Annotated in this window: 21 protein-coding genes, 1 tRNA gene and 1 rRNA gene; 7 read left to right on the plus strand and 16 right to left on the minus strand. The window is 43.4% G+C overall.

What is annotated here, in order from left to right; translation table 11 throughout:
• Positions 1 to 9: 9 nt before the first annotated feature.
• From M2134_RS04880 to M2134_RS04905, 6 genes are all read right to left on the minus strand, one after another.
• On the minus strand, positions 10 to 243 hold the full coding sequence (locus tag M2134_RS04880) for a thioredoxin family protein (RefSeq protein WP_280749934.1): 234 nt from the start codon (positions 241 to 243) through the stop codon (positions 10 to 12).
• Between the two features lie 17 nt (positions 244 to 260).
• Positions 261 to 620: a four helix bundle protein gene (locus M2134_RS04885; RefSeq protein WP_280749935.1), complete on the minus strand. Its 360-nt coding sequence runs from the start codon at positions 618 to 620 to the stop codon at positions 261 to 263.
• A complete protein-coding gene (locus M2134_RS04890; protein WP_280749966.1) occupies positions 617 to 1,327 on the minus strand; it encodes an aromatic aminobenezylarsenical efflux permease ArsG family transporter in 711 nt (236 codons plus the stop codon). Before M2134_RS04890 ends, M2134_RS04885 begins: the two co-directional genes overlap by 4 nt.
• Positions 1,327 to 1,758: a nitrophenyl compound nitroreductase subunit ArsF family protein gene (locus M2134_RS04895; RefSeq protein WP_280749936.1), complete on the minus strand. Its 432-nt coding sequence runs from the start codon at positions 1,756 to 1,758 to the stop codon at positions 1,327 to 1,329. The genes M2134_RS04890 and M2134_RS04895 overlap by 1 nt, the downstream gene beginning before the upstream one ends.
• Positions 1,759 to 1,847: 89 nt before the next feature.
• The gene (locus tag M2134_RS04900) at positions 1,848 to 2,168 is read right to left on the minus strand and encodes a winged helix-turn-helix domain-containing protein (protein ID WP_280749937.1); all 321 of its coding nucleotides are present in this window, start codon (positions 2,166 to 2,168) and stop codon (positions 1,848 to 1,850) included.
• A gap of 248 nt (positions 2,169 to 2,416) precedes the next feature.
• The gene (locus tag M2134_RS04905) at positions 2,417 to 2,809 is read right to left on the minus strand and encodes an MmcQ/YjbR family DNA-binding protein (RefSeq protein WP_280749938.1); all 393 of its coding nucleotides are present in this window, start codon (positions 2,807 to 2,809) and stop codon (positions 2,417 to 2,419) included.
• Between the two features lie 252 nt (positions 2,810 to 3,061).
• Here M2134_RS04905 and M2134_RS04910 point away from each other — a divergent pair, with 252 nt between their 5' ends.
• The 5 genes from M2134_RS04910 (at position 3,062) to M2134_RS04930 (ending at position 6,787) form a co-directional block, all read left to right on the plus strand.
• Positions 3,062 to 3,775, plus strand: a complete 714-nt coding sequence (locus M2134_RS04910) for a DUF169 domain-containing protein (protein ID WP_280749939.1) — start codon at positions 3,062 to 3,064, stop codon at positions 3,773 to 3,775.
• 50 nt (positions 3,776 to 3,825) lie between these two features.
• Positions 3,826 to 4,593 carry an N-acetyltransferase gene (locus M2134_RS04915; protein WP_280749940.1) on the plus strand — a complete coding sequence of 256 codons (768 nt, stop codon included), beginning with the start codon at positions 3,826 to 3,828 and terminating at the stop codon, positions 4,591 to 4,593.
• Positions 4,590 to 5,003: a hypothetical protein gene (locus tag M2134_RS04920; protein ID WP_280749941.1), complete on the plus strand. Its 414-nt coding sequence runs from the start codon at positions 4,590 to 4,592 to the stop codon at positions 5,001 to 5,003. Before M2134_RS04915 ends, M2134_RS04920 begins: the two co-directional genes overlap by 4 nt.
• An 11-nt stretch (positions 5,004 to 5,014) precedes the next feature.
• Complete coding sequence (locus M2134_RS04925; protein WP_280749942.1) at positions 5,015 to 5,371, plus strand: nuclear transport factor 2 family protein; 357 nt, start codon at positions 5,015 to 5,017, stop codon at positions 5,369 to 5,371.
• Between the two features lie 330 nt (positions 5,372 to 5,701).
• Positions 5,702 to 6,787: a radical SAM protein gene (locus M2134_RS04930; RefSeq protein WP_280749943.1), complete on the plus strand. Its 1,086-nt coding sequence runs from the start codon at positions 5,702 to 5,704 to the stop codon at positions 6,785 to 6,787.
• 155 nt (positions 6,788 to 6,942) lie between these two features.
• Here M2134_RS04930 and M2134_RS04935 read toward each other — a convergent pair whose 3' ends face one another.
• The 10 genes from M2134_RS04935 to M2134_RS04980 all read right to left on the minus strand — a co-directional run bounded on the left by M2134_RS04935 (position 6,943) and on the right by M2134_RS04980 (position 18,017).
• Positions 6,943 to 8,277: a serine hydrolase domain-containing protein gene (locus M2134_RS04935; protein ID WP_280749944.1), complete on the minus strand. Its 1,335-nt coding sequence runs from the start codon at positions 8,275 to 8,277 to the stop codon at positions 6,943 to 6,945.
• Positions 8,278 to 8,333: 56 nt separating this feature from the next.
• Positions 8,334 to 8,918: a DUF1700 domain-containing protein gene (locus M2134_RS04940; protein ID WP_280749945.1), complete on the minus strand. Its 585-nt coding sequence runs from the start codon at positions 8,916 to 8,918 to the stop codon at positions 8,334 to 8,336.
• Positions 8,915 to 9,250, minus strand: a complete 336-nt coding sequence (locus M2134_RS04945; RefSeq protein ID WP_280749946.1) for a PadR family transcriptional regulator — start codon at positions 9,248 to 9,250, stop codon at positions 8,915 to 8,917. The genes M2134_RS04940 and M2134_RS04945 overlap by 4 nt, the downstream gene beginning before the upstream one ends.
• Before the next feature lie 367 nt (positions 9,251 to 9,617).
• Positions 9,618 to 9,690, minus strand: a tRNA-Phe gene (locus M2134_RS04950).
• An 87-nt stretch (positions 9,691 to 9,777) separates the two neighbouring features.
• Positions 9,778 to 10,806 carry a thiamine-phosphate kinase gene (thiL, locus tag M2134_RS04955; RefSeq protein ID WP_280749947.1) on the minus strand — a complete coding sequence of 343 codons (1,029 nt, stop codon included), beginning with the start codon at positions 10,804 to 10,806 and terminating at the stop codon, positions 9,778 to 9,780.
• 8 nt (positions 10,807 to 10,814) lie between these two features.
• The gene (lpxK, locus tag M2134_RS04960; protein WP_280749948.1) at positions 10,815 to 11,921 is read right to left on the minus strand and encodes a tetraacyldisaccharide 4'-kinase; all 1,107 of its coding nucleotides are present in this window, start codon (positions 11,919 to 11,921) and stop codon (positions 10,815 to 10,817) included.
• 7 nt (positions 11,922 to 11,928) lie between these two features.
• On the minus strand, positions 11,929 to 13,680 hold the full coding sequence (sppA, locus tag M2134_RS04965) for a signal peptide peptidase SppA (protein ID WP_280749967.1): 1,752 nt from the start codon (positions 13,678 to 13,680) through the stop codon (positions 11,929 to 11,931).
• Positions 13,681 to 13,790: 110 nt separating this feature from the next.
• The gene (locus M2134_RS04970) at positions 13,791 to 14,774 is read right to left on the minus strand and encodes a DUF4922 domain-containing protein (RefSeq protein ID WP_280749949.1); all 984 of its coding nucleotides are present in this window, start codon (positions 14,772 to 14,774) and stop codon (positions 13,791 to 13,793) included.
• On the minus strand, positions 14,771 to 16,222 hold the full coding sequence (locus M2134_RS04975; RefSeq protein ID WP_280749950.1) for a glycosyltransferase family A protein: 1,452 nt from the start codon (positions 16,220 to 16,222) through the stop codon (positions 14,771 to 14,773). The genes M2134_RS04970 and M2134_RS04975 overlap by 4 nt, the downstream gene beginning before the upstream one ends.
• 13 nt (positions 16,223 to 16,235) lie before the next feature.
• Positions 16,236 to 18,017, minus strand: coding sequence for a dolichyl-phosphate-mannose--protein mannosyltransferase (locus M2134_RS04980; protein WP_280749951.1), 1,782 nt, complete (start codon positions 18,015 to 18,017; stop codon positions 16,236 to 16,238).
• 342 nt (positions 18,018 to 18,359) lie between these two features.
• On the opposite strand from M2134_RS04980, the gene M2134_RS04985 reads away from it, so the two are divergent.
• Both M2134_RS04985 and M2134_RS04990 read left to right on the plus strand, forming a co-directional pair.
• Positions 18,360 to 19,463 carry a PKD domain-containing protein gene (locus M2134_RS04985; protein ID WP_280749952.1) on the plus strand — a complete coding sequence of 368 codons (1,104 nt, stop codon included), beginning with the start codon at positions 18,360 to 18,362 and terminating at the stop codon, positions 19,461 to 19,463.
• Positions 19,464 to 20,400: 937 nt separating this feature from the next.
• Positions 20,401 to 20,481: ribosomal RNA gene (locus tag M2134_RS04990) — 16S ribosomal RNA — on the plus strand; the annotation flags it as partial.

The raw sequence follows: 20,481 nt of genomic DNA on the forward strand, positions 1-20,481 counted from the left end.
TGTCGTTTGTTATACGCCTAACAATTTACAGATCTCATTCTCGGAAGGCACATGCCCTTTGATCTTCACTTCGCCGTCAACGACAATTGCGGGCAAGGTCATCACGTTGTATTTCATGATTTCCATAATGTCTTCCTGCTTGGAGAGATTGATATCCAGCTTGTTTCCCTCGATTACCTTCTTTACTGTCTCATAGGTTGTTTTACATTTGGCGCAACCTGTACCCAATACGATGATTTCCATATTATTTCAATTATAAATTACGAATTACGTTTTTTTATTGTTATTTGTATTTTCCCTATAATTTTGCAAATTTCCTCAACATCCCTTAGTAAGCTATCAGCTTGTTCTTGGTTCAAATAATCAGTTGCTAAAAGTAATTTCAACCAATATATTGTTTCTCTAGATTCTTTGTATGCGATAGAAAGTTTTGATAGAAAGTCTTTTTCTGATTGTCCGCCGATAGATTCTTCTACATTTGCACCAATAGAAGTTCCGCTCCGTAGAACTTGTTTCGATAAAATATACTCTTTTCTTTCTTCACATAAGTATTTATATAAATTCACTATTCGTATAGCGAAAGCAAATGATTTCTCTTGTATAATATTATTATTCTTCATAAATTGTTTTCGTAATTCGTAATTATATAGTACAGCCCTACCGCGATAAACACGGCAGCGACAATACGCTTAAACCATTTTTGAAAGATGTTCATTTTATTATAGAACTTACCAACGTTGCTGACACTGTATGCCAATAACCACGCTATGACTATGACCGGGAGCCCTGTTGCAATAGCAAATACGGGAGGGAGTAGTAAGCCCGATGGGCTGGCAATGGTCAGAGGAATCAGGCCTCCGAAGTAAAGTACTCCGCTGTATGGACAGAAGGCCAGTGCAAAGACTAATCCAAGCAGAAAGGCATCGAGATAATTCTTCTTTCCTTCTTTCTGTTCAAGTTTGGATGTTAGCTTTCCCATTCCCGGCATATTCCATTTGATGATGTCGAGCATCAGAATCCCGATAACGATAAGTATTATGCCCAACCACATACCACCGATATTTTGTAATAGACGGGCGACCTGAAACTGGCTTGCTCCGAAATAAAAGATAAGCCCCAACGCCGTATAGGTAAACATTCGTCCAAGGGTATAGAATAAGCCATTGAACAACACCCGGTGTTTCTCTCCTATATCTTTGCTCAGATAAGCCGTTGCGGTGATGTTTGTTGCCAACGGGCAAGGGCTGATAGCAGTCATCAAGCCCAGTAGGAAGGCTGTTAGTAATGGCCAGTTCGATCCGTCGGCCAGGGTTTGCAAATAATCCATCATAACCTTTTATCGACTTCGGTTTTGATCAGGGCAGTCAGTTTTTCGGGACTATTCAACGCATTAGCAAATGCCTCTTTGGTAATTTCGATGTGGTCGTCTCCTTTAGCAATGATGAGCGCATTCCAGGTTACTTCGTATTTCTCTACAAGCGAATTGTTTTGTTTCTCCTCAGTCTTTACTTCTATAAACTTCACCTGAGGGTTCTTCGCGTAAAGTTCCTTTATGGTCTTTTCTGTTACATTGCCTACCGCAATACAGGTTTTGCAGCGTTGTTTGCCGTGGAAATAGTAAACATTTACAGAAGAAGCATCTGTAAGCTGTATTTTGGTCTCCGCCAAACCGGATGAATCCTGATTGCTTTTGTGTGTGTTACCACTGCAAGCGGCCAGTAGTAGGACCAGTAGTCCGAATAGAATACTCTTTTTCATATAGATTGTTTTTAGAATTATTGTTTAACTAGTATCTTCTTGTTCGTTGTTCGTAATTCAACGAATATATTGGGTAAAAAAAATAGCTATCAACAGCAACCTTTTGAAACGCCTACGCTTTTAATAAATCCACCTAATTGTTTCTCTACCAAAGCCCAGTTCTCTTGATTGATACAATACTTAACTGTTGGAGGTGTAATCTCTCCCTGTATCAAGCCTGCATCTTTCAATTCATTCAGATGCTGGGACAAAGTACTTTTGGCTATGGGGAGCAACTCCGACATATCCCCGTGAAAACAACAGGTCTGATTGGCAAGCATCTGAAGTATGGCAATCCGTATAGGATGTCCCATGGCTTTAGCAAAACGCGCGATCTGTTCCTGTTCCTTGGTGAGTTCTTGTTTTTGCATGATTATATACTTTTCAGTTCGCAAATATACGAATAGTCTTTTAATTCGCAAATATACGAACAGTTTTTTGTTGTCATATTGACTTGTATAAAATGATCTTATAATACAATTCATTTTTTGCACCGGAATTCTACTGTCCATGCCCTTCGACAATAAAATTTCGGTGCATAACTTCGATCAAACCAACACTTCTTACATGGCAAGTCCAAGTTCTTTGACTGATTTCAGATAGTCTTGCCCTTTGGTGTTTATTTCGCCTTTGGCATAGACACCAGGAACGATGGCTTATTTTCCAGATATTCCGATTGTACTCTCTTTGGAAGCTTTTTCAGTACTTCTTTTATGGAGTGACGGATCCAGTATTTGACGGTTTCGTTGTTCATGTCGCCATTAAGTGTGATGCTGTTCCAAAATTTCTTATTAAAATGCCAGGCCGGTTCAACGCTGTGATAACGCTCCCGTAAATCAATGGCTTCCGAAGGGTCGCATTTTACGGTTATCTTCAATTCCGGGTCGTTTAGCGGGATGATAGCAAACCACTTATCCAATATCCTGAAAATAAGGTATTCCTCTTCGAATGGCATATACTCCGTAGCCTCTTTCAGCGAAAGACAATATTCTCGAAGTTCTTCTATATTCATCGCCGTATTATTATAGTGAATACTATAGTGATTCCCGGGATAAAGATACAGATTCTCTCCTGATATCTTGTGGACACATTTCGCTATGTTTCTTTGTAAAACGCCTCTTTTTCTGACACTATGATTTTTTTAATAAAAACAGAAAAACAGGAGCAAATCTGTATCTTTGTAACAAAAACTTTATAGCGAGTAGAAAGAATATCAGCTCCATTTTTATTCGCCTATGATATTGACTAATAAACAGTAATGGCTATGGAAGTAAAAGTATTTATTGACAATTACAGGGAAGCGTTCGGAGAAAAAGCCGAACTTCCGATAGCGTTTTGGTATTCCGATACCCCGCTTGCCGATACCGAAAAGATAAACGGTTGTTTCTTCAAAGGGTTGAAAACAGTAAGAGAGGGAAATCCCATAAGTTTGAATGCTGAAGTCATTGGTTGCGGAGGAGGAAAGTTCTATACCGGATTTACGGAAATGCCCGAACGAGTACCCAACTTCGTTTCGCTGAAAGAAAAGTATAAAAAGACGCCTGAAATGGTGGTTGAGTTTATAGAACAACTCGGCGTACCGCTTACCAACCGGAAGTACCTGAATTTTGCCCGAATCGACAGGATTGAAACGTTTGACGAAATGGAAGGCATCTTGTTCCTGGCAACCCCCGATATACTCTCCGGCTTGACGACATGGGCTTATTTCGACAACAATTCGGAAGATGCGGTTACTTCCATGTTCGGCTCCGGCTGTTCGGCTGTGGTAACCAATGCCGTTGTTGAAAATAGCAGGGGAGGAAAGAGAACGTTTATCGGACTATTCGACCCTTCCGTTCGCCCTTATGTAGAAGCTAATATTCTAAGTTTTGTGATACCAATTTCCCGGTTTAAGGAGATGTATTACACCATGCGGGAGAGCAGTTTGTTCGACACGCACGCATGGAAGAAAATACGCGAGCGGATAAATCTTGAATAGGTGTTTTTTAGGTATTTTTGTAGGCAAGAAACAAATACTAATAACATAACATGGAAGCAGCCTTTATTACACTCAACAAAGAGAATATCGGGAAAGAGCATATTTGCTGTGCCTTTTCCGACAAAAAGTGTAAAGACAGCTACGAGTTGAAAAAGGAGTGGTTGAAAAAGGAGTTCGATAATGGGTATGTTTTCAGACGCTTGGACGAGCGCGCAAAGGTGTTCATCGAATATACTCCGGCAGAAAAGGCATGGGTTCCTGTCAAGGCTCTTGATTGGCTCATGATAAACTGCTTCTGGGTGTCGGGGCAATACAAAGGGAAAGGGTATGCCAAAGCCCTGCTTCAAATAGCCATCGACGATGCAAAGCGACAGGGGAAAGAGGGTTTGGTGACCGTTGTCGGGACGAAGAAGTTTCATTTTATGAGTGAAACTAAATGGCTTATCCGGCAAGGATTTGAGACAGTACAAACACTCCCTTACGGATTCAGCTTGCTCGCATTGAAATTAAAGCCGGAAGCCGATACCCCATCATTCAATGAGAGCACCTTAAGCGGAGAATGTCCCGATAAAAATGGCATCGTGGTCTATTATTCCAACCGTTGTCCGTTTACCGAATACCACATTCAAAATTCATTGCAGGAAACGGCACAGAAAAGAAATCTTCCGTTGAAGATCATCAAATTCACCAGTATGGAAGAAGCCAAAGCTTCTCCTACTCCGGCAACTATATTCAGCTTGTATTATAACGGGAAGTTCGTTACTACCGACCTGAGTACTTGTATGGATAGCCGATTCGATAAATTAGTGAAGGTATGAAACATCTTTTTTCTGAATCCGCAATATGGGAAACGACATCCGAGTTTGTTGCTTCGGATGGGACAATCTCTCACGCAAAGGGGGAGTCTGTTATTTCTGTTAGTGAACAGGAAATAGTAAATGAGAGTTGGGCGCAATTAGATGAGGTAAGAAGAGTGAATAACTATAAGATTGTTCCGGTATCTTCGTCAATGCTTCTCTCGGAATCGCTCAATCCCGAGCTTGGCAAACAAACCGGCGTGTTTCATATCGACAGAAATACGGTATTTTCTAAATTTAAGATAGAAGAAAGCTCTCTGAACGGGTTTGAAATTATCCGAAGAGAAGAAAATACTTGCTATGCACAAGGCGCCCTCTATGACAATGATACGCTTATCAATAGTTGGACAGCTATAATGAATAAAACATAATATACTCTGTTATGAAACCAAAAGAAATACTTGAAGAATGGATAATGCTATTTAATGCCGCAGATGCAGAGAGTATAGCCGATCTCTATCACGACGACGCGGTAAACCATCAGGTAGCAAACGAACCGGTTATCGGAAAAGAGGCGATCCGGGAGATGTTTCGCGCTGATTTTGCTGTGCCCGAAATGGTTTGTATCCCTGAAAATCTGTTCGAGGACGGCGAGTGGGCTATTCTCGAATGGCGCGCCCCGCTGGGGCTGCGCGGATGCGGTTTCTTTCACATTACAGACGGAAAGATTAAATTCCAGAGAGGATATTGGGATAAACTGACATTCCTGCGCCAACACGGTTTACCAATACCGGAGTGAGAGTGCGATAGATCACGCGAGATAAGCGCTATATCCACTAAAAGATTTGTGATCTCACAAATTATACCTATTTTTGCGCATTAAAAATTTAGAAACACCATTCACATGTAATTAATATCTAAGTTAATAGAAGCGTTGCCGGCAAATCTTTCGCGAGAGGCCATTGACAACAACTTCATTCTGTACGAAATCCAATCGTGTACAATTAAAGCTTAGATATTATGTAATCCACCTCATTTTTAAGACCGTATTTGTTCAATGAGTTTAGCTTATTGAACTCTACTTGTTTATTCCTAAAAATCAGTAATATCCTCAAAAATAAATCATAATATGAATCATAGAAACTCCAATATTAGAAATCAGGAAGGCTCGGGAATGCTTCCTAATTTGCCTCCGGGCTCTATTCTTCTGAAAATTCGTGATTATCTGGAAGAGTCCAATATTCCTACATTCCGTTTTCAGCAACTTGTAAACTCCTTACAACATGGGCACGAGAGATTTGAAGAGATCAAAGAGTTGCCCAAACCATTGCGGGAGCAACTGTCGGAATACTTCGGGCAAACTCCGCTTCCCCTAAAGATTGTAAAAGAACAATCCGCAGAACAAGTCAGAAAGATACTGTTTGAAACCCGGTCAGGCGCTCAAATAGAAACAGTTATGTCGCAATATCGGGCAGGATGGACATCCATGTGCGTATCCTCCCAATCGGGATGCGGATTAGGCTGCTCCTTTTGCGCTACGGGAACTATCGGTTTGGTTAGAAATCTGACCGAAGACGAAATATGCGGGCAGATTTTTCATCCGCATTGGCAAACGCTACCCGACAGCATTGCATTTATGGGTATGGGTGAAGCTCTTATGAATCCTCATTTCTTCAATTCATTGCAAATTCTCACCACTACTGGTTATGGCGGAATATCTTCCCGCAGGATAACGGTTTCGACCGTTGGCGTTGCTCCCAAATTGGAGCAACTGGTAAAAGAATACCCGCAGGTCAATATTACCCTGTCGGTACATTCTCCTTTTCCCGAACAACGGGCGGAAATAATTCCGTTGGAAAAGCGCTATTCATTGACTGAAAATTTATCTATCCTTGACCGATATACATATACCGTTCGGCGAAAAGTTTATCTGGCATATCTGTTAATCAAGGGTGTTAATGACACTAACGAACATTTGAATGCACTTGTGAAGTTGATAAAGTCTTGTTCAAGGCCAGAACTATTTCATGTGAGTGTAATCCCGTACAATGAATCTTTCAAAATGGATTCCTTTTACCAAGCTCCCGCAATGGACGATGTTTTGATATTTGTTTCTCAACTGAAACAACATAGCATTCATGCAACTCGCAGACAGCAGTTCGGTGCTTCAATAGATGCAGCATGCGGACAACTTTATGCCAGCAATCTTTCGTAAGATTTTGATCACTTATTTTCTTGTCAAAAATTAAGAGGGTGTGTCAAAAGTTTCGCCTCGTTTGAATGAAGTTACAATCTGTAACTTTGTCAAAGAACACTGTGACTTTTGATACACCCTCGTTGATACGAATCACGATTCTATCATGATTTGCTCTATTCTCTTGTAAACTCAAACAACTTTCCGCGTTGTCGCAAGTAAAGTTTTTGATTCTCCGGATCGAACTCCCACTCACATTTAGCTACCGAGTTGCGGAATATGCGCTCTGTCACGGCCTCCATCATAAGAATAGGTTGCCTGTGCAATTCAACCTTCAAATTTTCCCCATCGAGGAATACTTTAAGCGAAATAGAGGGTTCCTGACAAGAATACGTCCCCACATACCGCTTGAAGAGAGTTAGATCAACCTTCTCTCTATTTACTTCAGGGAATCCAGGAAATTCAAATTCGGCATCGTAAATAATAGCTGATACATACTTTAGCAATTCTCCTCGCGTGATGCTTTTACCGTTTAAAGATAACGCAATTGATAAGTCATCCTCGGGATTGTACAAAGCCAGCGAACTTGTTCCGAACGTATCTCCTCCGTGACCGTAAAACACCTTGCCCGAGGCATTAAACCGCATCAAGCCTTTCCCAAACGTCTCTTTATCCACAGGCTGCATATCTGTCAGACTTTCGCCCGCTACTAGTGTAGAATCAAATAGAGACCTTATAATGACGATCAAGTCCAGAGGAGTAGAAACAACATCGCCCAAGCCTGTTACATTTGGAAAATAGAAATCTACCATTTCGCTCCATTCTTTGCTTGTGTTCAGTTCGTAAGAAGGAGCAATTACCGGATCACAGTCCTTGCCAGAGATCGTCAGTCGGAGGTTCAGTGGTTTTACAATCCTTTCTAAAAATACCTCTGGGTAAGGTTTTTCATATTCTTTTTCGATTATTTGCATTAACAAATAATAACCAGTGTTTGAATACCTGAATTTGTCGCCCGGTTCAGAAGCTACCCCTTGCCGTTTTATTTCATTAAATATATCTATTTCCTCAACCGGTTTGCACAGCCAATACAAGAGACTGTCATTCTTCACTGCATAATCCTGTAATCCGCTGGTGTGGCTCAACAAGTGGGCGATAGTTATTTTATCAGCATTGGGTAGGTCTGGATAAAAATGTCCCAGCGTATCTTCCTGCGTCAGTTTACCCTCTTCGCATAGTTGATAAATCATAATGGCCGTTAGCATCTTTGTGACCGAACCTATTCTGTAGCCAAGAGGTAACTCCCCCGCAGGAGTACTGTGTGTAAGAGTTTTTGGACCAAACCTACGCTGATATAAGGTTCGACCACCCTGATCGATAGCGATTTCTCCCACACCTTGGTTAGAATGTTCTATGTGATCAAAAAGCTTATTTAGTTTTTGAACATTAATTTCCTGTGCATAAACAGATACTGAAAGAAGTATTGCAATAAATGAACTAAAAAAAGTTTTCATAATTCGATTATTTAAATTTATAATACATAGTAATACTATGTTTGTTTGCAAAAAAATCACTTTTTGAAGCGCTGTCGTATTCTCATTAAAAAGGTAATAAGAAAATAAAGGCATATAGAGAGTAAAAGGACTACGGGTATAAACCAGAAACCCAGTAATTCCTGAGTACCTTCAATCGTGGAATCACTGAATAATCCGATATAAAAACGGTTTTCCCCCTTGAATACTCCAATATTTCCGGGAAAGAATATTTTTGCTATAGCTAGAAAGGAAAAACAAAAAAGTAACAGATACAATATACTGAAAGCTACGTATGATAATCCGTTTGAAATATTTAAAGACAAAGCTTTAATTACATGCATAGGGTTGAATGTATGGGTTGCCTGATCCATTTTCTTGTTAGCGATAACCGGAGGTAATATCTCCTCGGGGGCTCCTATGCGTTTTATAATTGCCAGCAAATTAGACATTTCACCATTTTCCTTGTTTTCTTGTATATATTCGTAGATGTAACTATTAAGTTCCATTAGTATATCTTCGCGGTCTTTATCCGACAAGGCTTTTGTTGTTCGTTTTACCCTTTCGATATAGTCGAGGTATATCTGGTTAGCATTTTTGTTGTCAAACTCTATCAGTCTCATTTGGATATCTTTTTGATTGATTTGTCTAAACTGTTCCAGAATTCACTCATTTCGTCGAGTGTCGCTTTTCCAGTTAAAGTAAGTGTATAATATTTCCGAGGAATTCCAGATTGTTGTTCTACCCATTTGGAATCGACTAAACCGTCTGTTTTAAGTCGGTTTAGCAACGGATACAATGTGCCCTCTGCAATATCGATAGCAACCTGTCGAGATATCTGATCGATAATCTCATATCCGTACATTTCCTTATCCTTTAGAAGATTGAGAAGGATAAAGGCAAGAGTACCTTTCTTTACTTGCGACTGCCATTTATGGAGGAATTCTTCGTTCATTCAGCAAAAGTATATAATACATAGCAATGCGATGTATTATGCGATATAAATAATGTTAAATGCAGCTTATTTTGTTTCGCTGAGGAGATAACAAAATAAATAGTAGAGGTAAGGGTACATCCAATAATGGAATGTTACACATGTTCTTTGCTTTTTGGTTTGTAGGTGCAAAAAAAACAGCAAATCAGCACATTAGATACCATTTCGTTTGCTTTTTTTGTGTCGAAAAAAAAGCATATGAATGAACATAGAGAAATATGCTGTAAACCGCCGTTTTTTGCCATTTTTACAGGGTTGCCCTAAAAAGAAAAATCCCTGAAACTGTCTATGTTTCAGGGATTTGCTTTGTTTTGTTAGTCTTATTAAGTGGTGCCACCAGGAATCGAACCGGGGACACAAGGATTTTCAGTCCTTTGCTCTACCAACTGAGCTATGGCACCGTTGTTGCGCGGTTTGTGCGCTTTCAAGACGGGTGCAAAGATAGGTATTTATTCAGAATATGCAAATGAGGAGATGGATATTTCTACTCATTTAAAGGAGCTCCATCCCTGGGCCTTGAGTTCTACTTCGCCACCGTCACGGCCAATGATGTAGTTGCCTAATTCGGGTTTCGTGACATAACCGATCACGCGGATACCGCTTTGTTCTACAATCAGGTCATGAGCGGTGAGGGGCACTGTGAACAGAAGCTCGTAGTCTTCCCCGCCATTTAAAGCTACGGTGTAGAGGTTCAGATTCATTTGTTCAGCCATAGCGGCTGTCTGATAATCGATCGGGATTCGCTCTTCGTAAATACGACATCCGACCTGGCTTTCTTTTGAAATATGTAAGAGCTCGGAGGATAATCCGTCTGAAATGTCAATCATAGAGGTCGGAACAATTCCGATCTGATCAAGCATCTCAATAATGTCCTTACGGGCTTCCGGTTTCAGTTGACGCTCTAACAGGTATTCTTTGCCTGAAAAGTCGGGCGTGAAATCATGCTGATCTCCGAATACTTTCTTCTCGCGTTCTAAGAGTTGAAGCCCCATATAGGAAGCGCCTAAATCGCCGGATACGCATATCAGATCTGTCTCTTTCGCTCCTGTGCGGTAGGCGATTTTGCCTTTTTCGCCTTCCCCGATGCAGGTGATGCTGATGGTCAGCCCGGTACGCGACGAAGAGGTGTCACCTCCAACGATATCCACGCCGTAAATATCGCAAGCCAGCTTCAGGCCACTATAGAACTCATCCAGGTCCTCCACGGAAAAGCGCTGCGAGATGCCCAAAGAAACGGTGATCTGTTTCGGGTATCCATTCATGGCGTATATATCGGAAAAGTTGACGATCGCCGATTTATACCCCAAGTGTTTCAGGGGCACATACATCAGGTCGAAATGAATCCCTTCCAATAGGAGATCTGTTGTGACCAACACCTGCTTCTCTTTGTATTCGAAAACGGCGGCGTCGTCGCCAACCCCGGTGATTGTACTGTTATTCTTGATTTCTAAACGATCGGTAAGATGGCGAATTAAACCAAATTCGCCTAATGATGCAATTTCTGTTCTGGTACTCATACTAATTTTTAATCAGGCAGACCGTTTCTGAGAACGGTTTCAATATGTTTTAATAGGATCTGGTCGAAAAGAGTTTCTCTTCTTCCGGTAAAGAGGACGGATATCGGCAATGAATAGAGTGACTTTTTCCATTCTTCCGGTAGGTGTATGTTATTGCGCATCCGGGCCGCATCTTTCTCTGTTACAATGATCAACTTCTCTTTACAAGGCATATTTTCAAATAGCGTATTCAGTTTCTTGAAGTCGCTTTTTGTAAAATCATGATGATCCGGGAAGTGTTGTGAAGTAACATGGTGGGAGTATTTCTGTATCTCCTGTTCAAAGAGAGTCGGATTGGCAATTCCCGAAATAGCCAACACATCGTCATCCCGGCGGATATCTCTTAGCATACGAGGCTTAGCCTCTTCAAAGACTGGTTGTAGGTCGTTATATACCATGCGAGTGAAAAAGACCTTCTGATGAGCCAATAATTGAGTATGATCTTCTATAATCCTGTATTCGATCGGCTTCATGTCTTTCGGACATTTGGTGACAACGACCACATCCGTTCGTCTGGTTGCCCGGATCTTTTCCCGTAGACGTCCTGCCGGCAATAGCTTGTCGTGGTAATACAGTCTGTTATAGTCTGTCAGGATAATAGAAAAGGAGGGCTTGATATAGCGATGCTGAAAGCCATCATCCAACAAAATAACCTGGGGGCGTCTGCTCTCTTCTAAAGCTAATAGTTTGCGTACGCCTTCGCGTCTGTCGGCATCTACCGCCAAAAGCAAATCAGGGAATTTCTGCATGATCTGGTAAGGCTCATCGCCTATCTCCTCGCTGGTGCTCGATGCATTGGCTAATAGAAATCCGGATGTTTTCCGTTTATACCCGCGGCTCAATACCGCCACACGATACTTCTTATGCTGTAACAGGCGAATGATATACTCTATATGAGGTGTTTTGCCGGTGCCGCCGACTGTCAGATTGCCCACGCAAATAACAGGAATCGGAAACTGTTCGGATCGGAGTATTCCCCAATCGAACAGTTGATTCCTAATCCCTACTCCTAATCCATAGAAAAAGGAGAAAGGCATTAATGCGTGATTAATCTTTATGTCATTGTCTGTCGGCATCAATCAATTAGAGAGGTTGCATATCATACGGAAGTCGCGCTTGTATTCCATCGGTAGAACGAATGGTCCGGAGCTTGTTCAGATAGTCCATATCTTCTCCCCAAGCGCTTTTCAGGATGGAGAATTTGATGTCTTCCAGTTGTTTTTCCAATAGGCTGCTAAAGAAATCTTTCGATCCGTCAACCGTTACTAACTGATAGTCGGGCACTTCTGCCAGTTCAGCAGCGATCTCAATCGCTCTTTCCAGTCCTCCCAGCTCATCTACCAGGTTGAGGCCCAATGCTTGTTCACCGGTCCATACACGTCCCTGGCCAATGGCGTCAATCTCTTCTTTCGTCATGCCGCGACCTTCCGCGCAGCGGCCGATGAACAAATCATAACCTCTTTCGACGTAGCCTTGCAGGATATGTTTTTCATCTTCATTGAATGAACGAGAAAAGTCACCGAAGTCGGAAAATTTGTTTGTTTTTACTACGTCTGTTGTTACGCCCACTTTCTTTAACGTGCCTACCGGTTTGCGGAATAATCCGAAGATACCGATAGAGCCGGTCAGTGTGGTCGGTTCGGCTACAATTTTGTTGGCAGCGCAAGAGATATAATAACCTCCTGATGCGGCCATGCTACCCATGGAAACAACAATCGGTTTTTCTTTTTTCAGTTCAACCACCTGATGCCAGATCTGTTCGGAGATAAATGCGCTTCCCCCCGGAGAGTTTACGCGGAACACCACAGCTTTGATATCTTCGTCGTCTTTCAATTTGGCTAATTCGTCTCCGATCTTCTGTGTAATCAACGATTCGGTATTGAAAGGAGAAGAACTGCCTTCCATGATTTGTCCTTCCGCATACAGGATGGCAATCTTTTCTCCCTTTTTCTTCTTGGTTTCTTTTATGTTTCTGATCTTGTCAACCCCTGCGGTTTTCAGTTTCTTTCCGGTTTGTCCCGCCAGTTCTTTCACCTGCTCTTCGGCTTGACTCTTAAACATCAATTCGTCGATCAGACCGCATTCAACCGCTTTCGACGGATCAGCGAATACCAACCCCTGGTCGGCAAAGTGGTTGATGTCGGATACGGAAACACCACGGCTTTCGGCCATGCCGGTGGAAAGGTTTTTCCAGGTAGAACCGATGTATGATTCGATTTGTTCCCGGTTCGCGTCGCTTAATTTGTCGAGGATATAGGGTTCAACGGCTCCTTTGTAGGTGCCCACTTTAAACACTTCATATTCTAAACCGACCTTTTCGGCCAATCCTTTAATAAATATGTTTTGAGAAGCCAGCCCGACTATATTCACCATGCCTTGGGGGTTCATGTACATTTTGTCGGCGACAGAGCATAAGAAGTAATTTCCTTGTGTATAATTATCACCATAGGCAATGATGAATTTACCACTTTCTTTGAAGTCAATCAACGACCGGCGCAAGGCTTCCAGGTTGGCTGACGCTGTCGAGAGAGAGCCGGCTTCCAGGTAAATGCCCACAATGTTATTGTCTTCTTTTGCTTTGCGGATACTTTCCTGTATAGTCATCAGGGAATAGGATTGGTTATCGTCTCCCAAAAGCGAGGCAAAAGGGTTTTCAGTCGACTCACTGTCTGTAATGGATCCGTTTAATGAAATTTTGAAAACGGTCTGCGGTTTAGCTACATACACAGATTCACTACTGCTCATACTGCCAATCATAGCAATCATTGTAAAGATTGATATGAATATAACAAGAGCTAATGCGACGAACACTCCCAGTGCCGAAGCAAACATCATTTTAAAAAATTGTTTCATACGCTAATACGATGGCTAATTTGTTGTGCCAATTTTTGTTGTTTATTTAAAAGGCAAAGATAATTAACATATTTATAAATAGATAAAGCTTTTTAGGGTTTATTTTTGATATTATGCCAATTAGCCATGATTTTATCCCGAAACTCTTCCATTTGTTCATCATCGCAGCAAACTTGTCCGTAAATATCTCTTAAAACAGGAACAGAGATCTTATCGAAATCTTCCCGGCGGGGCGTGATAAACAATCCGCCCATATCGGCAGCTCCGGGACTGGTGAGGATCTGCTCTTCTCCTTGGGCGGCATATTGCCAGGGACGGTGCGCCTTCCGAAGGATCAGGGCAATTTGCCACATTTCGTTTCTATAACGGCAAAACAGATTCATATCCGGCTCTTTGCCTTTGTTTATAGCGTCACAAAGAAGACGGAAAAAGGCTTTGGCTTGCTCTAACGACTTGGCTCGTATCACAAATCCGTTTCGGGCATAATGCGTCAGTAATGAAAAGGAACCCTCTTCTGTCTCAATCAGTTTGTTTTCCCGGGAGGCGTGCGCGACTTCTGTCTCTTCATCTAAGGGCATCTCATAGCTGGATACAGCCTGGAAATGGGCGTGGTCGGGAGCCGAGGCGCCGCTCTTTGGCCCATTGTAGAAGAGGGTGTATTGGTCTAACCTCCGGCTTATCTGCAGGAAATCATCCAAACGCGAGGATATCTCCTGTGGCTGATGCGCCACGGTAGGAATGGTGAAATGCTCCGTGAAGATAGGGTAGGGGTTGCAGAGTAAAAGATATTCCTCCTGCAGCTTGAAAGATAACTTGATCTGTTCTTTCGGCAGGTGATGCGGGCATAGGAAGCAGGGTCTTTTCCCAATACTTTTCGCATCTGTTTTGGCTCCGCTCGACACGATGCGTGCGGGGTTGTATTGCGTACGAATCGTAAAGCCTCCCAGGTCATAGGAGCGTGTCTCGACCGATCGCAATGCACGGTAGTTGGCCTCTGCTAAGGGCCACCGCTTTAATTGTTCCTGCAATAGCCGACCGGCTTCTTCCGAAGAGAGGGTGGTAAACGCATTTGTCATGACATTATCTCCCGACGAATATCCAGTTCACAGGTACGGATCCAGTCTTTGTAGTAGTTGTAGCTGTTCGCCTTTTCTACATCCAACGAGGCATCCGAATTATCTTCCCAACGGCGACACAGATAGAGCACGTCGTATATACGTCCTATCTGGTATTCGCGGCTGATGCGCAGGCCGATGGCATAGTCCTCGCCGTAGCTGGTGTTAGGCAGGTTGAGCGACCGTAACAGGGGCGTAAAGAAGGCGCGTGGAGCACCCAATCCATTGATACGAAGCGCGTTGTTACGTCCGTTTTCCGGTGTCCACTCCCGGTGATCGATAATACCCGGCGGGATCGTTTGCATCTGAAAATCGGTCATGCGATAGCTACCGATAACCATGGCGCATTGTTGTTCGTAGAACGCATCCACTATTTTCTGCAAGGTGTCGTCGCCGCTATAGACATCATCGCTATCGAGCTGCACCGTAAAACGTCCGCAGGCGCCATGGTGTATGCCCAGATTCCAGCATCCTCCGATGCCGAGGTCAGTGCGTAGAGGGCGTATATGGATCAATCGCTCATCGTTTGCGTAGCGTTCGATGATTTCCGTTGTCCCATCTGTCGAGTGATTATCGACGATGATCAGGTTGAAGCGGAAAGAGGTTTTTTGCGTTAATACCGACCGGATGGCGTCTTCGATGGTACGCACTCGGTTGCGCACGGGGATAATAACCGAAGCCTCCGTCAGGAAGATCTCCTGTTCGAAATCGATACGTTGGAAAGAGGCAGGTAGAAAAGCGCCGATCTGTTTCAGGTGATCCGTGCAGACCGTTTCCATCTCTATCTGCGCCTCCCGGTTGCGCGGGTCGACGTATGAGAATTGGTTTTCAGCAGGTGATTGGGTTGTATCTGTTTTTACGGTATACAGATATTCAGGAATACGCAAGATCTTGTATTGTTGTGATACCTTCAGGCGCAGGTCGTAGAGCCCGGCGTACTGGTAGTTGAGTTCCATGCGTTGCACCGCTTTTTGCAGGGCGTCGGAGCGATAGAATAAAACAGAACCGAACTGAAAATCATCGCGCAGGCTTCCTGTCTGATAGGCGATTGTCGGGCAATTCTTTCGTTCTCCGTTCTCTTCCGTATAGTAATCCGAATAGAGCATGCCTGCCGCGGTATCCATGGCAATGCCCATAAAACGCTCCAAGGCAAACAGGCCCGTCTCCAGCGCGTGGGACGCCGTATACAGGAGGGTAAACTCCGTTGTCGCGTAGCGGGCGATGGTGCGCAGCGTAGTGGTGCTTTTCAGGTCGTTTGTATGAAGCACAACGGCCTGCTCAATCTCTTCTGCCCGTGTGTTGTCGGTCAACAGATAAATCCCTTCTACCAGTGGCGACCGGCGAAGATTCTCTACGGTGGCTCGGGCAGAGGCTTTATCCCGGTATATGAGGAAGCAATTTATTTTCATCTTGTTTTGTTTTTTAGGGAGTAGCACCGGCCATCCGTTCAAAGCTGTATAACACAACTTTCCGGCGCACATCTTTGATCACGTTCGGACTGGTTGTAAGCAGCTGAAACCGGTACTGGCCAGCATACTTTTCCAACACCTTTTCCATATCCGGCTCAGCCGAGAGGAAGAATCCTGTCTGGGGCTGATCGTTTTCGAAATTATGGAATAGATTGCCCATATAGAAGTTCAGACCGTACAGGTTGCGGTATTCCAATAGGTTGTTCATCACATAGACATTATCTTTCTGCAGCGGATAGTCGTGCATGATCTGCCGGGCAAAAGGTTTGGCAGATCCGCTGCCCTTTTCCGCTTTCATAATCACGCCATCGATCAACAGGTTGATGCAGAACATCAGGCCAAAGGTGGCATACAGTATCTTGATGTTTATTTTGCGGGAAAGCTGGTAGTAGACAATGATAAGGGAGGCGGTCAGAGCCAGAAGAATCAGGATCGTGATGATGCTTGGGTGAACAAGTTGTTGCGTAATCGCTTCTGTAGTGGCCAGCATAGAGGCCTTTTGGGTGAATGACGAAACGATTGCCATCGGATCGATAATCCGGCAGGTGGTCAACAATAATACCAGGGTCACAACTGCCGTTAAGGCCGCCATGAAGTGAGCAAACACGCGGGTCACGCGGGTGCGGTATTCCGTCAGATAGAGCATAAACTGCGCCAGGAAAAGAGCGATAAAAGGATAGGCTGGCATCAGGTAGACGCTGCGTTTGCTGGAAGGTATCGAATAGAAAAACACGACACACACCAAAGCCACCAGGCTAAACAGAGTGATCCTGTCCATCGAACGGATCTTTTTCCATCCGTCGAGGCAGATTTGCTTGAGGGATTTTCGGGGAAAACGGATCTTCATGCCAAACAAAGCAAAGAACGCCAGTATGGTCCAGGGAACAAAACCGGCAAGCAAGGTGACAATATTATACCAGGCACCATTCTCATGTCCCAGTTCATAATTGATATTCGGTGTATTCAGATGGAAGAAACGTCCGAAGTTCTCAGCCAGTACCACATTCAGGAAGTCATCGCCTCCCTGCCTCCAGGCAGCTACATACCACAACATAGGCAGGAACAGGGAAGAGATGCCTATATAAATCATTGCTTTTATGACGGTCAGGAAGCGGTATTTGTTTAACATTAATAGATAAACAAAGAAGATAAACAAAGGCAAAACGATGCCGACCGGCCCTTTGGTCAGCATGGCACAGCCCAATAATATGGGGATAGCCACCGGTAGCCCCTTCAATTGTTGCATCTCTTCCCACCGGAAAAGCTGTATAAGCCCGATCACCATAAAGGTGGTCAGGAGCATATCGACCCGCGTCGTCATGGCGCCCCGGTGTATCTCTATACAGGTAATCAGGATGGCTATTGTCAGAAATACCTCTTGCGATTTTTCTCTTCGTTTGCCAAAGAAACCTAACAAGAAGCCTATCATGCAGGTAAATGCGATAGCCGATGGCAGACGCGAAGTAAATTCGGAAACATAGCCCTGCGGCAGAGAGCAGAGAGCCATCAGCCAGTGTGCCATCGGAGGCTTATAGGCAAATTCATCGGCATAGGTGGTCGGAAGAATGAAATTCCCCGTCTCCAGCATGGATATGGCTACGGCCGCTTCGCGAGGTTCTCCTTTGGTGGCGAAATCGTTCATGGCAATCCAAGGTAAAACCGATAAGATACAAACAAGAATGGTCAGTGTGACAGGCCTTTGCAAATAAAGGTCCTGAAGAGAAGATGTGCGCATAATCCTATTTTGTCTAAATTTTTTTTGATTAACATTCGTTTCCCTACACAAAAGAACGGATTTTTGGCGATTAAAGCCTTATTCATACGGAATTTTTATTCTGTTTGAACCCGTAAGAAATACTTACAAGTTGTATAATTGTGCTCAGGAAAAATCTTGCTTAGAAAAATTCTCACCCGCGTGAGAATTTTTTCTCATGCGGGTGAGAAAAAAAATGAGCGCTTGTCAGGAGCGTTTTGCCAGGTGTTTTTTGAAGCATTATTGGCTAAGATTTTTTTGTCAATCTATTTATATCTAAATTGCGGCTGTGTCGTATAGTTGTAACTAAAAAAACATTTGTGTATGAACCTGCTTTTTCGTTATGCGTTTACTCGTTATATGTGGCTGATTTCGCTATTGGTTGTTTTGCCACTCAACCTGTTTGCTCAGTTGGATGCGCCGCATTTCAAGGTTTTTCAGTTTCCGGCAAACCAGATACCCCGTATCGATGGTCGTTTTAACGATTGGGATATGGTGCCCGACTCGTATATTGTGGGAACCGAAGAATTATGGGACGATTCCGGTAAACACCCGGGACTGAATAAGGAATCGATTGATGTCAAGGTGAAAGTGGGGTGGGTGAAAGGCTTTAATCGGCTTTATTTTATGTATGAAGCCTACGACGATTATTGGGATTTTACGCATGATGATTTGCACAATGATATATTTGAACTTGTGGTGGATGGCGATCTTTCCGGAGGTCCCCATATTGCCCGGTTCCATCCGAATAAAGAATTGGATACTTGGGATGCCTATTTCTCGTTCCAAGGCGTACATGCGCAGAATTACCATATTTTCACTCCTCCCGCTTATGGAAAAGACTGGACATTGGTTTGGGGGAGTCAGCCCTGGATCAAAGAATTGCCTTATGCGAATGCCGCTTATAGCTATGATTTTAAGTCGGGCGAACCGGGTGTTTTACGTCTTGAGTTTTATATTACCGTGTTCGATTATGCCGGCAATGAACCTTCGCAGGCGATTGAGTCATCATTCTACGAAAATAAAAATATAGGTCTGTGTTGGGCCATTATTGATTATGATGATGTCAATAAGAAGGGCAAAAACAACGGATTCTGGAACCTCTCGAAACACCATACGATGTATGGCGAATCGTCACAGTTGCGCACCTTTGATCTCATGCCGTTGGAACCGGCGTTTAAGAAACCGGTCATGGCAAAGTGGGAACATAAAATCGTCGATATGCAACGTCGTTTGGTGGCCTTTAATGACCTGTCGGAAGGAACGATTACCCAATGGAAATGGAGCTTTGGCGATGGCAATACCTCCGACAAGCAGCACCCGATTCACGCTTACGAACGTCCCGGCACCTACATCGTCACCCTGGATGTCTCCGGCCCGGAAGGCGAAGACCGTGCCACACGGGTATGGGATGTGGTGGTGAAATAATCGGAATTCATATTTTTGCCCGCCGAATGTTTACGCGTCTGTATGGTGTCAACTTTTATAGTAAACAGTGACAAAAAGTGACAACCAATTTCAGGATAAGTCAGCCGCCTGACTGTCTGCTGGCCGAGCATGATGAGCCAGTTGGCTGAGCCCTGTCGACCAATTGGCTGAGCATGGTCGACCAATTGGCTCATCATGCTCAGCCAACAAATCCTCCTACAGCCAATGACTTCCCCTTTCAAATATTCCCTTCTTCTTTTTCTTTATAATAATAATGTATACCTTCCCTGCATAAGCCTAACCTTGCTTCATAAGCTACACCTTCTTTCCGTCGTCGAAGACGCCGTACGTTGATAAACCCCATGTGTAGCGTAGCGGAGCATGGGGCATGTCAGCTGTAGTGCCGGAGGCCTCGAAGAGGTCGGACTATTATATGGCCCCACCTCTTCGAGGCCAAGGAAGGAGGGATGTGTTCGGCCCCATGTTTCCGCTACGCTTCACATGGGGTTAATCAACGTCATGCGTCTTCGACGCCACAAAGCCTCTATTCCCCTGTATTAATTTTCCCATACTATATATACATCTCTACGTTGTTTCCCCCTTTCCCTTTCCCTATTTTATTTTTTTCAAAAAAGTACAATTTGTAATTCTCAATCTTTCAACGGATTAAAAATAATTTATGAAAAAGTATGAAAAAACTTCCGAATAAATTTTGTTTTGTATGTTTTATAGCACTATCTTTGCACCCGCATTGGAGATAAGCAGCGTGCTTGTTTAGATGCGAAAAGTTCTTTGAAACAATTACATAATCAACAAAGTAGTACAAGAAACGCGTGCACTGTATGTATTTATATGTATAGTGTACAAAGAAAAGAATTAGCTACCGTCAATAATCATTTATATAATGAGCTAAGGAAAAAAAAAACAAACAATTTTGACAACGAAGAGTTTGATCCTGGCTCAGGATGAACGCTAGCGACAGGCTTAACACATGCAAGTCGAGGGGCAGCGGGTATTT

This window comes from Parabacteroides sp. PM6-13 (assembly GCF_029892605.1).
Lineage (GTDB): Bacteria > Bacteroidota > Bacteroidia > Bacteroidales > Tannerellaceae > QVMG01.

Bases quoted from the DNA above. Each gene is read 5' to 3' on its own strand.
- M2134_RS04880 (WP_280749934.1), bottom strand. From the start codon at position 243: ATGGAAATCATCGTATTGGGTACAGGTTGCGCCAAATGTAAAACAACC.
- M2134_RS04885 (WP_280749935.1), bottom strand. From the start codon at position 620: ATGAAGAATAATAATATTATACAAGAGAAATCATTTGCTTTCGCTATA.
- M2134_RS04890 (WP_280749966.1), bottom strand. From the start codon at position 1,327: ATGGATTATTTGCAAACCCTGGCCGACGGATCGAACTGGCCATTACTA.
- M2134_RS04895 (WP_280749936.1), bottom strand. From the start codon at position 1,758: ATGAAAAAGAGTATTCTATTCGGACTACTGGTCCTACTACTGGCCGCT.
- M2134_RS04900 (WP_280749937.1), bottom strand. From the start codon at position 2,168: ATGCAAAAACAAGAACTCACCAAGGAACAGGAACAGATCGCGCGTTTT.
- M2134_RS04905 (WP_280749938.1), bottom strand. From the start codon at position 2,809: ATGAATATAGAAGAACTTCGAGAATATTGTCTTTCGCTGAAAGAGGCT.
- M2134_RS04910 (WP_280749939.1), top strand. From the start codon at position 3,062: ATGGAAGTAAAAGTATTTATTGACAATTACAGGGAAGCGTTCGGAGAA.
- M2134_RS04915 (WP_280749940.1), top strand. From the start codon at position 3,826: ATGGAAGCAGCCTTTATTACACTCAACAAAGAGAATATCGGGAAAGAG.
- M2134_RS04920 (WP_280749941.1), top strand. From the start codon at position 4,590: ATGAAACATCTTTTTTCTGAATCCGCAATATGGGAAACGACATCCGAG.
- M2134_RS04925 (WP_280749942.1), top strand. From the start codon at position 5,015: ATGAAACCAAAAGAAATACTTGAAGAATGGATAATGCTATTTAATGCC.
- M2134_RS04930 (WP_280749943.1), top strand. From the start codon at position 5,702: ATGAATCATAGAAACTCCAATATTAGAAATCAGGAAGGCTCGGGAATG.
- M2134_RS04935 (WP_280749944.1), bottom strand. From the start codon at position 8,277: ATGAAAACTTTTTTTAGTTCATTTATTGCAATACTTCTTTCAGTATCT.
- M2134_RS04940 (WP_280749945.1), bottom strand. From the start codon at position 8,918: ATGAGACTGATAGAGTTTGACAACAAAAATGCTAACCAGATATACCTC.
- M2134_RS04945 (WP_280749946.1), bottom strand. From the start codon at position 9,250: ATGAACGAAGAATTCCTCCATAAATGGCAGTCGCAAGTAAAGAAAGGT.
- thiL (WP_280749947.1), bottom strand. From the start codon at position 10,806: ATGAGTACCAGAACAGAAATTGCATCATTAGGCGAATTTGGTTTAATT.
- lpxK (WP_280749948.1), bottom strand. From the start codon at position 11,921: ATGCCGACAGACAATGACATAAAGATTAATCACGCATTAATGCCTTTC.
- sppA (WP_280749967.1), bottom strand. From the start codon at position 13,680: ATGATGTTTGCTTCGGCACTGGGAGTGTTCGTCGCATTAGCTCTTGTT.
- M2134_RS04970 (WP_280749949.1), bottom strand. From the start codon at position 14,774: ATGACAAATGCGTTTACCACCCTCTCTTCGGAAGAAGCCGGTCGGCTA.
- M2134_RS04975 (WP_280749950.1), bottom strand. From the start codon at position 16,222: ATGAAAATAAATTGCTTCCTCATATACCGGGATAAAGCCTCTGCCCGA.
- M2134_RS04980 (WP_280749951.1), bottom strand. From the start codon at position 18,017: ATGCGCACATCTTCTCTTCAGGACCTTTATTTGCAAAGGCCTGTCACA.
- M2134_RS04985 (WP_280749952.1), top strand. From the start codon at position 18,360: ATGAACCTGCTTTTTCGTTATGCGTTTACTCGTTATATGTGGCTGATT.